This is a genomic window from Thioalkalivibrio sp. ALMg11 (assembly GCF_000377905.1).
In the GTDB taxonomy this organism is placed as follows: domain Bacteria; phylum Pseudomonadota; class Gammaproteobacteria; order Ectothiorhodospirales; family Ectothiorhodospiraceae; genus Thioalkalivibrio.
Map to the genome: position 1 here is coordinate 210,096 of NZ_KB898872.1, position 13,688 is coordinate 223,783.

At 67.1% G+C, this 13,688-nt stretch carries 17 protein-coding genes; 6 read left to right on the forward strand and 11 right to left on the reverse strand.

Translation table 11 applies throughout. From position 1 onward, the window contains the following. Positions 1–20 precede the first annotated feature (20 nt). A complete protein-coding gene (gene hrcA / locus D578_RS0103630; RefSeq protein ID WP_018948622.1) occupies positions 21–1,079 on the reverse strand; it encodes a heat-inducible transcriptional repressor HrcA in 1,059 nt (352 codons plus the stop codon). Positions 1,080–1,194: 115 nt separating this feature from the next. Here hrcA and D578_RS0103635 point away from each other — a divergent pair, with 115 nt between their 5' ends. Both D578_RS0103635 and recN read left to right on the forward strand, forming a co-directional pair. Beyond that, positions 1,195–2,073, forward strand: a complete 879-nt coding sequence (locus tag D578_RS0103635) for an NAD(+) kinase (protein WP_018948623.1) — start codon at positions 1,195–1,197, stop codon at positions 2,071–2,073. 4 nt (positions 2,074–2,077) lie between these two features. Continuing rightward, complete coding sequence (recN, locus tag D578_RS0103640) at positions 2,078–3,739, forward strand: DNA repair protein RecN (protein ID WP_018948624.1); 1,662 nt, start codon at positions 2,078–2,080, stop codon at positions 3,737–3,739. A 187-nt stretch (positions 3,740–3,926) separates the two neighbouring features. Here the strand turns inward: recN and D578_RS0103645 are convergent, their stop codons facing one another. From D578_RS0103645 to D578_RS0103655, 3 genes are read right to left on the reverse strand one after another with little or no spacing between them, the layout of a single operon-like run. Then, positions 3,927–4,412 carry a gamma-glutamylcyclotransferase gene (locus tag D578_RS0103645; protein WP_018948625.1) on the reverse strand — a complete coding sequence of 162 codons (486 nt, stop codon included), beginning with the start codon at positions 4,410–4,412 and terminating at the stop codon, positions 3,927–3,929. A gap of 2 nt (positions 4,413–4,414) precedes the next feature. Further along, positions 4,415–4,927, reverse strand: a complete 513-nt coding sequence (locus D578_RS0103650; RefSeq protein WP_018145338.1) for a YcgN family cysteine cluster protein — start codon at positions 4,925–4,927, stop codon at positions 4,415–4,417. Continuing rightward, positions 4,920–5,621, reverse strand: a complete 702-nt coding sequence (locus tag D578_RS0103655) for a hypothetical protein (protein ID WP_018948626.1) — start codon at positions 5,619–5,621, stop codon at positions 4,920–4,922. The genes D578_RS0103650 and D578_RS0103655 overlap by 8 nt, the downstream gene beginning before the upstream one ends. A gap of 102 nt (positions 5,622–5,723) precedes the next feature. Between D578_RS0103655 and D578_RS0103660 the strand changes: the two genes are divergently transcribed. The 3 genes from D578_RS0103660 to D578_RS0103670 all read left to right on the forward strand — a co-directional run bounded on the left by D578_RS0103660 (position 5,724) and on the right by D578_RS0103670 (position 7,655). Then, entirely contained in the window at positions 5,724–6,860 is a 1,137-nt protein-coding gene (locus tag D578_RS0103660) for a hypothetical protein (RefSeq protein WP_018948627.1), read from the forward strand. A 94-nt stretch (positions 6,861–6,954) separates the two neighbouring features. Further along, positions 6,955–7,170, forward strand: a complete 216-nt coding sequence (locus tag D578_RS0103665; protein WP_018948628.1) for a hypothetical protein — start codon at positions 6,955–6,957, stop codon at positions 7,168–7,170. Positions 7,171–7,223: 53 nt separating this feature from the next. Continuing rightward, on the forward strand, positions 7,224–7,655 hold the full coding sequence (locus tag D578_RS0103670; RefSeq protein WP_018948629.1) for a hypothetical protein: 432 nt from the start codon (positions 7,224–7,226) through the stop codon (positions 7,653–7,655). 64 nt (positions 7,656–7,719) lie between these two features. Here D578_RS0103670 and D578_RS0103675 read toward each other — a convergent pair whose 3' ends face one another. Then, positions 7,720–8,394, reverse strand: coding sequence for a tetratricopeptide repeat protein (locus tag D578_RS0103675; protein WP_018948630.1), 675 nt, complete (start codon positions 8,392–8,394; stop codon positions 7,720–7,722). Between the two features lie 210 nt (positions 8,395–8,604). On the opposite strand from D578_RS0103675, the gene D578_RS0103680 reads away from it, so the two are divergent. After that, complete coding sequence (locus D578_RS0103680; protein WP_018948631.1) at positions 8,605–8,883, forward strand: hypothetical protein; 279 nt, start codon at positions 8,605–8,607, stop codon at positions 8,881–8,883. A gap of 109 nt (positions 8,884–8,992) precedes the next feature. Here D578_RS0103680 and D578_RS0103685 read toward each other — a convergent pair whose 3' ends face one another. The 6 genes from D578_RS0103685 to D578_RS16110 form a co-directional block, all read right to left on the reverse strand. Beyond that, entirely contained in the window at positions 8,993–9,181 is a 189-nt protein-coding gene (locus D578_RS0103685; protein WP_018145331.1) for a hypothetical protein, read from the reverse strand. A 223-nt stretch (positions 9,182–9,404) separates the two neighbouring features. Then, the gene (locus tag D578_RS0103690; RefSeq protein WP_026289157.1) at positions 9,405–11,528 is read right to left on the reverse strand and encodes a TonB-dependent receptor domain-containing protein; all 2,124 of its coding nucleotides are present in this window, start codon (positions 11,526–11,528) and stop codon (positions 9,405–9,407) included. Between the two features lie 257 nt (positions 11,529–11,785). Then, positions 11,786–11,959, reverse strand: coding sequence for a hemin uptake protein HemP (gene hemP, locus D578_RS15270; protein WP_018948633.1), 174 nt, complete (start codon positions 11,957–11,959; stop codon positions 11,786–11,788). Beyond that, positions 11,956–12,372, reverse strand: a complete 417-nt coding sequence (locus D578_RS0103700; RefSeq protein WP_018948634.1) for a biopolymer transporter ExbD — start codon at positions 12,370–12,372, stop codon at positions 11,956–11,958. Before D578_RS0103700 ends, hemP begins: the two co-directional genes overlap by 4 nt. A gap of 3 nt (positions 12,373–12,375) precedes the next feature. Then, entirely contained in the window at positions 12,376–13,125 is a 750-nt protein-coding gene (locus D578_RS0103705) for a MotA/TolQ/ExbB proton channel family protein (protein ID WP_018948635.1), read from the reverse strand. A gap of 42 nt (positions 13,126–13,167) precedes the next feature. Continuing rightward, positions 13,168–13,688 (reverse strand): energy transducer TonB (locus D578_RS16110; protein WP_018948636.1); only part of this gene is annotated, 521 nt, incomplete at its 5' end.

The following is a 13,688-nucleotide window of genomic DNA, read 5'->3' on the forward strand; positions in this document are numbered from 1 at the left end:
CGCCCGGTTTCAAGGGGCCGCTACTTCGAATCATCCACCGGGTGATCGCCCAGCGCCGAGCCCAGCAGGCGGGCCGTCACGTCCACGATCGGGATCACCCGGTCGTAGGACATCCGCGTGGGACCGATCACACCGAGCACACCCACCACCTCGCCGTCGACGCTGTAGGGCGCGGTCACCACCGAGCAGTTCTCGAACCAGTCCAGTCCAGATTCGCGGCCGATGAAGATCTGCACCCGGTCGCCGCAGATGCACTGGTCGAGAATGCCGAGGATTTCCTGCTTCTCGTTGAAGGCCTCCAGCAGCTGGCGCAGGCGGGCCATGTCCGCCAGTTCCTCGTAGCCGAGCAGGTGGGTCTGGCCGGCCACGACCACGTCGTCCGGGTCCTCGTCGCCCACCGCCTTCTCGCCGAGGTCGATCGCGGCCAGCATCATCGCGTCCAGGTCCTCGCGCACGTCGCGCATCTCGCGCAGCAGCTCGGCGCGCACCGCATGCAGGCTCTTCCCGGCCAGGTGGGCATTCAGGTAGTTCGCCATGCGCTGCAGCTCGTCCTGGCTGAAGTCACGCTCCAGCTCCAGTACCCGGTTCTGCACCTCCTTGCCGTCGATCACCAGGATCGCAAGGATGCGGCCCTCGCCCAGGCGCAGGAACTCGATCTGACTGAGCGCCACGTTACGATGCCGCGGCAGGCGCACCATCCCGGCCATGCGCGTGACCCGCGACAGCAGGTTGCTAGTCGTGTCCATCAGGTCCTGGGTGCTGGCGTTCGGGGCGAACCCGGACTGGATCGCGCGGATGTCCTCCGGCGAGGGGCTGCGCACCTCCAGCAGGCTGTCGACGAACAGCCGGTAGCCGGCCGGGGTCGGGATACGCCCGGCCGAGGTATGCGGCGAATGGATCAGCCCCATATCCTCAAGATCCGCCATCACGTTGCGCACGGTGGCCGCGCTCACGCTGAGCCCGGAGGTCCGGGCCAGGGTGCGCGAACCGACGGGCTGGCCATCCCGGATATAGCTCTCGATCAGGGTCCGCAACAGGGTGCGGGCCCTGGCGTCCAGATTGATCGTTGCGTTTTCCATGGATCGTCAGCGCTCCACTCGGTCGAGTGCTTAAAAGGTTCAGTCTTGGATCGTGCAGGAATCAGGTCAAGAAACCCCGGGTGCAGTCGCGGTCCCTTTTCCGGATAATGCCGGCATGATGCCAGACTTCAACAAGGTCGGACTGGTCGGCAAGTCCAGCGACTCGCGTACCGCGCCCCTGGTCGCGACCCTGGTGGGTCTGCTGCAGGAGCGCGGCCGCCAGGTCTTCATGGAACAGGAGATCGACGGCTTCGAGCGACCGGACAGCGTCGGGCTCCTGCCGCTGGGCGAGCTGGCCCGCGCGGTGGACCTTCTCATCGTGATCGGCGGCGACGGGACGCTGCTGGCCACGGCCCGCGTCACCGCGGATGCCGACACCCCGCTGCTGGGGATCAACCTCGGCCGGCTCGGCTTCCTGGTGGATGTCTCCCCCGACACCGCCCCGGAGGAACTGGGCGAGGTCCTGGATGGCGCCTTCGAGCGCGAGCCACGGGCCATGCTCGAGGCCGAGCTGATCCGCGACGGCGTCACCATCCACCGCGGGATCGCCTTGAACGACGTCGTCCTCCACGTGCTGAGTGTGGTGCGCATCATCGAATTCGACACCGCGATCGACGGCATGGATGTCGGGCGCCTGCGCGCCGACGGCCTGGTGGTCGCGACCCCCACCGGTTCCACCGCCTACGCCCTGTCCGCCGGCGGGCCGATCCTGACCCCGCAGCTGGACGCGATGGTGCTGGTGCCGGTCTGCCCGCACAGCCTGAATCACCGCCCACTGGTCGTCAGCGGGCGCTCCACCATCGAGATCCGCCTGTCCAGCGGCAGCCGCTCGCCGGCACAAGTCGCGCTGGATGGCCAGGAGAACGTGGATTTTGCCCCCGGCGACCTGCTGCGCATCCATCGCCGCGAACAGGCCCTGACCCTGATCCACCCCCGCGAACACCACTTCCTGCGCGTGCTCCGCACCAAGCTGCGCTGGGGCGAGCAACCCTGAACCCATGCTGCATCTGATCAGCATCCGCGACTTCGCGATCATCGACCGGCTGGAACTGGAGCTGGACGCGGGCCTGAGCGCCCTGACCGGCGAGACCGGGGCCGGCAAGTCCATCCTGATCGACGTGATCGGCCAGCTCCTGGGCGACCGCGCGGATGCCGGCATGGTCCGCGAGGGCGCCGAGCAGGCTGATCTGTCGGCGGAGTTCGCCCTGCCTGCAAAGGGCCCGGCCAGCGCCTGGCTGGCCGAACAGGACCTGGCCGAGGCGGACGACGAAAGCGTTCTGCTGCGCCGCGTGCTGACCCGCCAGGGCAAGAGCCGCGCCTGGATCAACGGGCGCCCGGTCGCGGTTGGTCAGCTGCGCACACTGGGCGAATGGCTGGTAGACATCCACGGCCAGCACGCGCATCAGCAACTCTTGCAGCGCGATATCCAGCGCCACTGGCTGGACGGCTTCCTCGACGGCAACCCGACGCGCGATGTACGCGACGCCTACCGCGCCTGGCGCGATGCGGCGAGCGCCCTGGACCAGGCGCGCGAGGCCCAGGCCGACACCTCCGACCGTCTCGATCTGCTGCGTTTCCAGAGCGGCGAGCTGGCGGAGCTGGCCCCGGTACAGGACGAATACCCCCGACTGCTGACCGAACAAAACCAGCTCGCCCACGGCACCGAGGTACTCACCGCCCTGCAGACCGCCAGCCAGCAGATCGAGGAGGACAGCGGGCTGGACACGCAGCTGGGCCAGGTCCTGCACGCCCTGCAGGACGCCGCGCAACACGACGAACGGGTCAATCCGGCGGTAGAGCTGTTGGAGTCCGCCCGCATCCAGATCGACGAGGCCGGCGACCACCTGCGCCGCCTGGCCGACGGCATCGAGCTGGATCCGGAACGCCTCGCCGAGCTGGATACCCGCGTCAGCGAATACCTGCGCCTGGCGCGCAAGCACCGGGTCGACCCCAAGGCCCTGCCGGGCCTGTTCGATGAACTGCAAACGGAACTGGACGCCCTGGAGAACGGCGATCAGACCATTGAGGCCCTGGAGGCGCGCGAACAGCAGACCCGCGAGGCCTTCGATACCGCTGCCACGAAGCTCACCCAGGCCCGCCGGAAGGCCGCCAGCCGCATTGGCCAGTCGGTTACCGACACCATGCAGGAACTGGGCATGGCCGGCGGCCACTTCGAGATCGGGGTCGAACCCGCCGACAAACCGCAGGCGCACGGCGTCGACCACATCGAATTCCGCGTAGCCGCGAACCCTGGCGCCGCCCCGCAACCCATGGCCAAGGTCGCCTCCGGCGGCGAACTCTCGCGCATCGGGCTGGCCCTGCAGGTGCTGGCCAGCGAGCAGCAGACCGTGCCCACGCTGATCTTCGACGAGGTCGACAGTGGCATCAGCGGCGCGGTCGCCGAGGTGGTCGGGCGCAAGCTGCGCAGCTTGGGCGAGCGCCATCAGGTGCTCTGCGTGACCCACCTGGCCCAGGTCGCCGCCCAGGCGCACCACCAGCTGGAAGTGCAAAAAAGCCACGCCGAGGGCAACACCCGCACCGCCATCCAGCCACTGGACGATGAACGCCGCGTGGAGGCCCTGGCCCGCCTGATCGGCGGCACCCAGCTCACCGAGACCACCCGCACCCACGCCCGCGAACTCCTCGCCGCCGCCGGCTAGCCCCTCCCCGGCACGACGAATACCAGGGAAACCGTAGGATGCGATGAGCGCAGCGAATCGCATCATTCAAGACGTGGCGCTCACCCCATGCTCCACCCGATGCGATTCGCTGCGCTCATCGGCATCCTACCGCTGACGGACCGTGCCACCGGCGCCCCAGGACCGCGTAATGAGCACGCCGTACGGATCAAGTCCTCGCCGGCCAGGCCCCGTTCGGCAGATAGTGCGCATCGGGTGGCAACTGCGGCATCCAGTACACCCACAGGGCCCGTGGACCCTCCTGCGTTCGGGCGGGCACCAGCGCGCGGCGATACTCCCCGCGGCCGTCGCGGCGCACACCTTCGAGGGCATCGATCAGCGGCAGGGTCCGAGCCGGATCGGGCAGGCGAATCCACTCACCCTGGACGCTGCCCCATCCCTCATCGGGCCGTTCCCAGTGCAGGGACGCCTCGTGGTGACGCTGACGCGATGCATCCCGCGTGGGGTCGGGCCCCGCTTCGAGCAGGATGCGTTCCTGCGGAATACGGACGGCCGGGTAGCCCACGGGCAACTCGTACAGATAGCCGGCAATGGCGGCCTCACGGATCTTCAGCGCCCGCGCACAAAAGGCCCGGTGGTTCGAAAAGCCCCGCTTGAGCGTTCCGTAGACGAACAGGTCCACTATCTCCGGCATGGCTACTCCCGCGGCAGGCGTACCACCGGGCGCCAGAGGCGGGCGCTCTCGGGGACCTCTCCGGGCCAGTCCACGACATAGTCGATCAGCGGCAGGTCCGGGGCGTCCTGCTCGCGAATCACGCGCCCGGCCACGGATACGCGGGCGCGGCGAACCGTCTCCGGATCGCCGCTCAACAGAGGGTGCCAGGCCGGCAGGGGGTGGCCCTCGAAGCGCAGCCGGTAGGCGCAGGTCGGTGGCAGCCAGTGATAGTGCGGCAGGTCCTTCCGGGTCAGCTGGATGCAGTCCGGCACGAAATCGCGGCGGTTCGCGTAGTCCGAGCAGTAGCCGGTCTCGCAGTCGAGCAGGTCACAGGCCAGCCAGGTAAAGGCCAGCTCGCCCGAGTCCTCGTCTTCCAGCTTGTGCAGGCAGCAGCGCCCGCAGCCATCGCACAGGGCCTCCCACTCGGCATGGGTCAGGCTCTCGAGCGGGCGCTCCCAGAACGGGCGGTCATCCGTCGGGTTCGACTCACTCATGATCCCCGTGATCCTCGCCCAGACGGCGCCGCCCCTCGTCGCGCAGGCGCTCCACCGTCTGCCCCCAGCGGTCCTGGGTGACGTAATGCATCAGCACGCGGCCGCGACGCGGGACCAGGATAACCAGCCCCTCCTCGGGGTAGAGCCAGTAGCTGTGATCGGAGGCGATGCGCATCCGCTCGCGCGGCTCGCCGAAGCGCTTGGTGATCAGGTCCTCGGTCCATTGCGCGCGGGGGATGTAGCTCATCTCGACGATCGGCACATTGCCCAGCGAGGTCAGGGCGGCGTCGCTCAGTCCATAACGCCGGGCGCCACTGGGCATCGGGCGCTCGGAGGTGACTTCGGACTGAATCCGGTCCAGCGCGGCCTCGTCCATATCCGGGCGCAGGATCAGATTGGCCTCGAACGGCGGGATGCGCGCGTTCACGTAATAGGCCTCCAGCGAACGCGAGCCGTCCGCATCCACGAACAGGCGGATATCCGGCACCGGCAGGCGGTGCATCAGATCGGCCATGGTGGTCTCGCCCAGAACGACCCCCAGCACCCGCGTACGCTGACGGTCCCCCACCTCGATCTGCCAGGGCAGGTCGGAGAACTGTTGGCTGCGCATCCCGCCCGGGTTGGAATAGACCCACATGGCCAGGGCCAGGATGACCCCCATCACCACCAGCCCGATGATCCAGCGTATGCCCATTCCGCGATTCCCCTAGAGACAACATGTAGCCCGCCCGTGGCGGGCGCTGTGCGGCGCCTCGTATAATGCGGCGCTCGCCCGACGACCGGATAACAGCCCGCCATGTTCGCACGTTTATCTGCCTGGATCACCGCCCGCTCCGTCCCCGGCGAAAGCAGCGGGCGCATCCTGGTCCTGGCCCCGCGGGCCACTCTGGAGACCGCCGCCGACTGGCTGCAGGAGCTGGCCAGGTCCGTCGGCCCCATCGCCCTGGGCGTCACCGACTGCGGCCAGGACCGCGAGGCCGAGGGCCTGATCGACGGCCTCCCCGCCCTGGCGATGCGATCCAATCTGGCCGCCACGCGCCTCGCGCGCCTGCAACCGCGCGCCGTCGTGGTGATCGGCCCCCTGAACGCTGGCGAACACGACCTGGGCCCCGCCCTCGGCACCGTCCGCGTACCGCGCATCTGGATCAACGCCGAGGGTGACGGCGCGGCAGGCATCGAGTGGAATGCGGTCTTCGCCGCGCGCGAAGACGCAACCGTCTCCGGCCCCGCCGAGGTGATCGGCGACCCGATCGCCGGCGCGGTGGAGTTGCCGCCCGCCCCATCCGGAGATGACGGGTTCTGCGAGCGCTTTCGCGAGTACCACGAGAAGGATCACCCGATCCTGCTGGCACCCAACACCGGCCCGGGCGAGGAGGCCTTCGCCTTCGCCGTGCTGTTCGCGGTCCTGCGCAAGAGTGCGGCCATCCTGCTGCTGGCCCCGGCCGATCCGGCGCGCCACGAGCCGGTCTACCGCGACGCAATCAAGTACTCGCTGCCGATCGTCCGCCACAACCGTTTCATGACGTCCTTTGTGCCGCGTAAAAACCGGATCTACTACATCGAGGACCCCGAGACCCTGCATGCCGCCTATAGCTGCGCCCACGTGACCCTGCCTGGCGGCACTCTGGCCGCCAGCGAGACCCCTCCGGACCTGGGTCTTCCACTGGCCTGTGGCAGCGCGGTGATCTGCGGCCCAGCGGAGTACGAACGCCATCCGGACGCCTCCACCCGGCTGCGCATCGCGGCCGAACACACCGGCCTGGTCGCGCGCGGCGAGGACCCCGAACAGGTGGCCGAAGAGGTGCTTGCCCGCCTGGCGGAGGGGGTTGATCGACAGGCCCGCCGCGAACGCCTGACCGCATGGCAGGCACGACAGGCCGGTGCCCGCGAGGCTGTTCAAACCCGCCTGCAGACCTTGCTTGGCACCTCCTGACGCCTCGCCGGGATGGGCTTCCGGTGAAGTGCAACCAATTGATCTATAATCAGGTCATGCGGTTGCAACCGAAACCCATAACGAGTTCGAAACGATGATCGACGGCAGCACCTCCCTTGCAGGCATCCAGAAGGGCATGACCAGCATGCGCCAGCAGGCACATACGGTGGCCACCGAGAATGCCGGCAGCCGCGAGAGCATGGGCGCCCAGGTGGGCATGATCGCGAGCCAGAACCAGATCGAGGCCTCGGTGAAGACCCTGCAGGCCGAAGACCGGATGATTGGCTCGCTGCTGGATGTGCGCGCCTGAATCCGGGCGGCGCTTAAGACCACGAACGATCAGGAGGCTCGCCGAGTCACACCATGGAAGTCCCGGTCTCCAACCCCTCAGCTGCAATACCGATCGGCACGCGCCCGACCGGAAGTGACCGGCTGGGCCTGGGACAACTCTCCACCCCGGCCGATTTTGAACGCCCACTGAACGACCCGGAGGCCGGCGCAGCCCGTCGGCCGCTTGAAGACCGTCCGGAACAGGACGACAACCGGCGCGGTGATGCCGAGCAGGATCAGGGCCTGGCCTTCCCGCGATCAGACCAGGAGATGGCCTCCCGCGCCCGCGTGGCGGCCCAGATCGAGGCGTTCCGAAGCGGCAATGACTCCGCCGAGGCCCCGCCGGCGGACGGCAGCCCGCTGGGCGGTGCCGGTGTCGAGGCCCTGCGCCGTCGCGTGGAACTGGCAGTCAGCCTGGCCGGCCCGGCCGAAGAGCCGCGCCGCGAACTGAATGTAGTGATCTAGCCAAACGCTACCCGCAACGCCTCGCCTCTTTCTCAGCGGCACCCCAGCGCGAGCGCCCGACCTGCTACTGCAGACGAGCCGATCGAGCCGACGAATGGCCCTGGAGCCACTCCTGCGCACGCTCACCAGCATGCAGGCGCTGCTCCGGGCTCAGCTCGCGAGCGACCCGCTCGCGGTGCCGCGCCGCGCTCGCAACCCCCATCTCCGCGGCAATCGCATACCACTTGAACGCCGATACGTCGGAACGCTCCACGCCCTCGCCCATCGCGAACAGACGCGCGAGATTGGCCGCGCCACGCCCCTCACCAGCCTCGGCCGCCAGCAGGTACCACTGTGCCGCCTGTTCCGGGTCCTGCGGCAAGCCCCGACCCTCGTCGAATTTGAGCCCCAAATTGAACATGGCCTGAGCGTTCCCGCGCTCTGCCGCAATATGGAACCAGCGCGCTGCCTCGTTGGGATTCGCCTCCGGCCCATCACCCTGCTCGAACAGGACCGCCAGATTGAAGGCCGCATCCGGGAAGCCGGCCTCGGCAGACCGCTGGTACCACTGCGCGGCCTCGAGCGGATCCCGGGGCAGGTACTGCCCCTCGTCCAGCAGCACGCCGAGATTAAACGCGCACTGCGGATCACCAGCCTCGGCGCCCTGGCGCCAAAGGGTCATCGCAGCGTCATGTTCGCCGCGGGCCCAGGCCGAGCGGGCCTGATCCAGGAGAGGGTCGGGTTGGAAGGATTGCGCCATCACTACGGTCCGTGAATTGCCTGGGCAGCACTGTAGCGGTGGGTGCGTGATGCGTCGACAAACCGCACGGGGATACATGATGAGCGCCACGACGGCCCCACCAATACTGGGGAATGTGATGAATTTCTCGCAACTTGAGAAGGGATATCCCTGTCAATGGGAGTGAACGTCTTTTTCCGCTCACATTCAACCCGATGTACAGGAGTTGCCATGAAACATTCCCGCAAGATTCTGGCCGCCACGGCCATCGCACCCCTCGTCTTTCTGATGGGCTGCTCCGACCCCGATACGGGCATGGAGGAGTTCGAGGAACAACAGATGCAGGAAGAACGGATGCAGGAGCAACAGATGCAGGAGCAACGAATGGAGGAAGAACAGATGCAGGAGCAGCCCCCAAGGGACGATGGCATGCAGCAACAGCCCCCGCGGGACGACGGCATGAGCGAGCAGGGCGGCTCTATGGAACCGGAGGGTGACGACAACCTCTGAGTCGATGTCAGGGCCGTCACCCCAGCGGCTGGTCTGACCCCCTGGCCCGCCACAAAAAAGCCCCGGCACGCAACGCGTGCCGGGGCTTTCGCGTACTGCAGGGCGGGAATCAGTTACTGAAGGTATCTTCCATCTCGTCGCCGGCATCCTCCATCGAATCGCCGGCATCGTCCATGGCATCGTCGATGTTCTCGCCGGCCTCTTCCGCCGGGCCCTGATTGTCACAACCCGCGAGGGTGGCACTGCCTAGCGCCATCATCAGGGCGAGCATCAGGATCGTCAGTCGCGATTTCCACATGGTGTTCTCCTTTACCGTAAAGGTCCTTTCTCGATTAACCCCAGCACCCGACAGTTACAAGTCCAGCCCGGGGGACTCGGCACCTCTGACACAGAAGCGGCGAATACGATCCGTCTCCCTGGATAATCCGAATGCAGGATGTGACGAGCCGCCGATTCTGATTCCCAAGAACGAAAAGACCGCACCCGCGGATGCGGCCACCAAGTGGTTAAAAACCGCCGGATCAGAACCGGTGTTTCAGCCCTGCAGAAAACGTACGCGGTTCGTTGGGCCGTGCCCCGTCCGGATAACGCGAGACCATCTTCTGCTGGTCCAGCACATTCGTGGCGCGCACGAACAGGTCCGTGTCCTTTCCCAGCGGGTAGCGGCTCACCAGATCCACCGTGGTCAGCGACTCGGTGCGGTCGAAGTCGCCCGCCCCACGGTTGCACCCGTCACTGCTGCAGGTCGCGTCGACGTACTTCGCGATGGCGTAGTGGTTCCAGCCACTTCCGTGCTCGAGACCCACCCGCACACTGAACTGGTGACGCGGGAGCGCCTGCAACCAATCACCCTTTTGCACCCCGGAAACGGCATTGTCGGCGCTGTACTCCGCACGGGTGTAGGTATAGCTGGCCTCCAGGGGTGCCTGGAAGGAGCCCAGATCCATACGGGTGGATGCCCGCAGTTCAAGCCCGGAAATCACCGCCTCCCCGGCGGAAAAGGTTCCGGAGGTCGACCCGTCCGAACAGGGCGTGGCGAGCGAACAGTTCTGCACGAAATCGGAGAAGTCGCTGTAGAAACCGACGGCCTCGACGAACGCATTGCTACCCCGATAGCGCGCCCCCAGTTCCCAGTTCGTGCTGGTCTCCGGGTCCTGCTCCTGTGTCGCCCCACCGCCCAGGGGTGCAAAACCCCGATGGACCCCCGCCAGCATCTGCCACCGATCCGTGAGGTCGTACGTCAGCGATGCCCCGGGCAGCCAGATGCTGCTGGAATTGGAGCGCCGGGTGTCCACCACGTTGCGCTGCACATCGGCGTACTGCGTGCGGGAGGTTTCCACATCCTCGTAACGCAGCAGCAGGTTCGCGGTCAGCCGATCGTTTGCATACCACTCGTCGGCCACCCAGAAGCTCCACGCCTTGGCGTCTTCGAAGCGATTGTTGCCGCCCGTGGGCATGATCGTGTTCTGGTAGACCAGCGACCCGTTGACCTGGTCATGGATGTCGTCCGGCTGGAAGCGATCCATTTCGTCCTGGTGATAGCGAGCCCCCACGCGCAGCCGGTGATCGCCGAGATCCATACCCAGTTCGGTCTGGACCCCTTCGGAGACATACTCGCGGTTGTTGTTGCGGTACGTCAGTCCCGCGACGTCCTCCTCGCCCCGCAGCATTCGCCGGGCCGTGGCATTGCCCTGGTTGGCTTCGTCAATCAACGAACCCCCACCGCCCAGCTTGAACCAGTTGCGCGCGAATTCGTTGCGGTACAACGTCGTGGTCATGCGGACCCGGTCAGTCCAGTCGATGTCGTGGGTCACACTGAATCCGAGGTGGTCGTTCTCCATCTGATCAATCTCGGACAGGCCGTACCGCCGGTTGGGGTCGCGCGCAAAATCCTCGTCGGTCAGGCCGAGATAGGTCTCGTTCGAGGTCTCCTCCGAGTACTGGATCTTCGCCTCGACACTCTGGCGCTCACCGTTCCAGCGGAGCCTGCCGACATAATCCTGGATGTCGTATCCGGTATCCCGGTTGCTGCGGTCGATATCCTTGAACCCGGCCCCGCTGCGCTGGACCGTCTCGATCATGTAACTCCAGCCCCCCGAGCGATCGCCAAACATCGCATGCACATCGGTACCACCGCGGTCGTTCACGACCGTCTCGATGGAGCCTCCGCGCTCCCGGGGGATGGGCGTGGACACCAGATTGATCACGCCACCGGTCGTCTGCGGCCCGTGGCGCAGCAGGGGAGCGCCCTTGAGGACCTCGATCTCGCTGATCCGCATCGTGGTCGGGAAATAGTAGGCCGCCGGGTTGGCGTACGGTGCCGGGGCAATCAGCACGTTGTCCTCCATCAACGTCACCTTGCTGCTGCGCCCCGGCGGCGCTGCACGGATACCGATATTGGGGTGCAAACCGGCCCCTTCCTCTTCCCGAACGTACACACCCGGCACGGTTTTCAAGGCCTGATGAATGTCCGTCGTGCCTTCGGTTTCCAGCTGCTCGCGCCCGACCACTGCCGCCGAGCCAGGCAGCCGCTGCGTCGCGCTCACGTCTCCGAGGATCTGCACCGGAGCGAGCCGGGCTTCGGTTGCGGTTCCGGTTTCAGCCGCGGTATCCGGGGCGTCGGCATGGAGAGCAGGAATGCCCACGGCACCGGCAATCGCGAGCACGACCGCTCGCCGTTTCCATACGCCGGTGGTGTGCGAACGGTCCACGCCGAATCCGGATCGAGTGGTAGCCAGATGGTTTCGAGCCATTGTTTTCTCCCTTGTCTAGACAGCATCAACACCGCCACGGACGCCGAAACGCCGCAGGTGAAGGACGGATTGGAGGCTGGCTGAGGGAGAGACTCCCCTGGCTGGCAGGTGCCACGGTGCGAACCGCGGCAGGTGTTCATCGCGCAGTGCTACTTGGTCAGGATCAGCTTGTCGTTGGCGGTCCGGCGCAGGGTGTACCACTCGCCGCGGTGGCAGATCCGGATCTGGCGCGCGCGACCCAGCAACTGCTCGCTGGCAATCTCGCGCGGGCCGGATTCCTCGCGCGCGGCCGACTTGCCGGGTACGTGCGTTCCGGGACTCATCGCCCGCCCTCCGGCTCGGACACGAAGGCCATGCGGCCCACTCCGGACTGGCGCACCTCCGCCATCACTCGAGCCAGCTGCTCATAGCGCGTGTCGCGGTCCGCGCGCAGGTAGATCGCCACGTCCGGCTGGTCGGCCACCATCTCGCGCAGGCGCGCAGGGAGCTGGTCCAGTGACACCGGATCGTTGTTCCAGTAGATGTCGCCACTCCCGTCCAGCGAGAGCGTCACGCTGTCCGGCAACTCATCGGCGGGCTCGCTGGTGGCCTGGGGCAGATCCAGCTCCACCGAGTGGGTGATGACCGGCGCGGTGATGATGAAGATCACCAGCAGCACCAGCATCACGTCCACCAGCGGGATCACGTTCATGTCCGACATCGGCTCGTCGGTATCGCCCATGCGTCCGAAGGCCATGGCTTACCCCCCCTGGTGCAGGCCGTCATCCGGCAGTGCATGTGGATCGGTACGGCGGTCGCGTGCCTCGCGGGCATTGCCGGGCCTCAGGTCGGAGTGCATCAGCAGGGCATGCACATCGTGCGCGAAGGCCTCGAAATCCTGATGCAGCAGGCGCTGGGAACGGTTGAAGATGTTGAAGAAGGCCACCGCCGGGATCGCCGCGGCCAGGCCGGCCGCGGTTGCCACCAAAGCCTCGCCGAGCGGTCCGGCGACCAGATCCATCGATACCGAGGCCTCCTGTGAGATGTCGATCAGGGCGCCGTGGATGCCCCAGACCGTGCCGAGGAGCCCGACAAAGGGAGCCAGCGCCCCGACCGAGGCGAACACGATGTTGCCGGCCTGCATCCGCAGCAACTGGCGATCCATCGCCTGACGGATCCGGCGCACCACATGGTCGTCCAGGCGCTGCTCGGCCTTGTCCGATCCGTCGCGCACACCACGGTAGTCGTCGAACGCGGCAAACGCCTCCTGACCGATCACCGCCAGCGGGCCACGCTGGTCGCGGATCGCGTCGTGGAAGGCTGGCGCCGTCTGGCTGGCATCGAAGGCCGCCAACGCGGCGCGGTTGTCGCGACGCACGCCAAACAGCGTAAGCAGCTTGCTCGCGGCAATCGCCCAGGTCGCCACCGACATCAGCAGCAGGATCGCGAAGACCGCGACCAGCACCGGGTCGCCATGGCGAAACACATAGAAGACATCGAACTCGTTCATGCAATCATCCCCGGCGGCGCACCGCATCATGCGCCGGCCTTGTCATCGAATCGAAAAGTCCATCGGCACCAACACCACGCCCTCCTCCGCGCGACCCCCACGGCGGGCAGGCTCGAACTCCCACTGCTCGATCGCCGCCTCGGCGGCATCGTCCAGGCGCCGGTGGCCGCTGCTCTCCTCCACCGACCAGTCCAGCGGCCGCCCCTGCGCGGAGACCCGAACCCGCAGCAGGACGGTACCCTCCTCACCGCGGCGCAACGAGATTCGCGGATAGTCCGGCGGCGGGTTGTTCAGGTACTCCGCCCCGAACCCCGGCTCCTCGAAGGGCGCGTCCTCCTGCCCCGCCGGCCCACCGGCGGACGCCTCCGCTGCCGGATCCGCCGGCTCCCTGGCCGCGAACCCATCGGGGGAGTCCGCCGCCGGCTCTGGCTCTGGCTCTGGCTCTGGCTCTGGCTCTGGCTCTGGCTCTGGCTCTGGCTCTGGCTCTGGCTCCGGCTCTGGCTCTGGCTCTGGCTCCGGCTCCGGCTCCGGCTCCGGCTCCGGCTCCGGCTCTGGCTCTGGCT

Excerpts from the sequence above, each read along its gene's own strand:
- hrcA (WP_018948622.1), bottom strand. The coding sequence starts at position 1,079 with ATGGAAAACGCAACGATCAATCTGGACGCCAGGGCCCGCACCCTGTTG.
- D578_RS0103635 (WP_018948623.1), top strand. The coding sequence starts at position 1,195 with ATGATGCCAGACTTCAACAAGGTCGGACTGGTCGGCAAGTCCAGCGAC.
- recN (WP_018948624.1), top strand. The coding sequence starts at position 2,078 with ATGCTGCATCTGATCAGCATCCGCGACTTCGCGATCATCGACCGGCTG.
- D578_RS0103645 (WP_018948625.1), bottom strand. The coding sequence starts at position 4,412 with ATGCCGGAGATAGTGGACCTGTTCGTCTACGGAACGCTCAAGCGGGGC.
- D578_RS0103650 (WP_018145338.1), bottom strand. The coding sequence starts at position 4,927 with ATGAGTGAGTCGAACCCGACGGATGACCGCCCGTTCTGGGAGCGCCCG.
- D578_RS0103655 (WP_018948626.1), bottom strand. The coding sequence starts at position 5,621 with ATGGGCATACGCTGGATCATCGGGCTGGTGGTGATGGGGGTCATCCTG.
- D578_RS0103660 (WP_018948627.1), top strand. The coding sequence starts at position 5,724 with ATGTTCGCACGTTTATCTGCCTGGATCACCGCCCGCTCCGTCCCCGGC.
- D578_RS0103665 (WP_018948628.1), top strand. The coding sequence starts at position 6,955 with ATGATCGACGGCAGCACCTCCCTTGCAGGCATCCAGAAGGGCATGACC.
- D578_RS0103670 (WP_018948629.1), top strand. The coding sequence starts at position 7,224 with ATGGAAGTCCCGGTCTCCAACCCCTCAGCTGCAATACCGATCGGCACG.
- D578_RS0103675 (WP_018948630.1), bottom strand. The coding sequence starts at position 8,394 with ATGGCGCAATCCTTCCAACCCGACCCTCTCCTGGATCAGGCCCGCTCG.
- D578_RS0103680 (WP_018948631.1), top strand. The coding sequence starts at position 8,605 with ATGAAACATTCCCGCAAGATTCTGGCCGCCACGGCCATCGCACCCCTC.
- D578_RS0103685 (WP_018145331.1), bottom strand. The coding sequence starts at position 9,181 with ATGTGGAAATCGCGACTGACGATCCTGATGCTCGCCCTGATGATGGCG.
- hemP (WP_018948633.1), bottom strand. The coding sequence starts at position 11,959 with ATGAGTCCCGGAACGCACGTACCCGGCAAGTCGGCCGCGCGCGAGGAA.
- D578_RS0103700 (WP_018948634.1), bottom strand. The coding sequence starts at position 12,372 with ATGGCCTTCGGACGCATGGGCGATACCGACGAGCCGATGTCGGACATG.
- D578_RS0103705 (WP_018948635.1), bottom strand. The coding sequence starts at position 13,125 with ATGAACGAGTTCGATGTCTTCTATGTGTTTCGCCATGGCGACCCGGTG.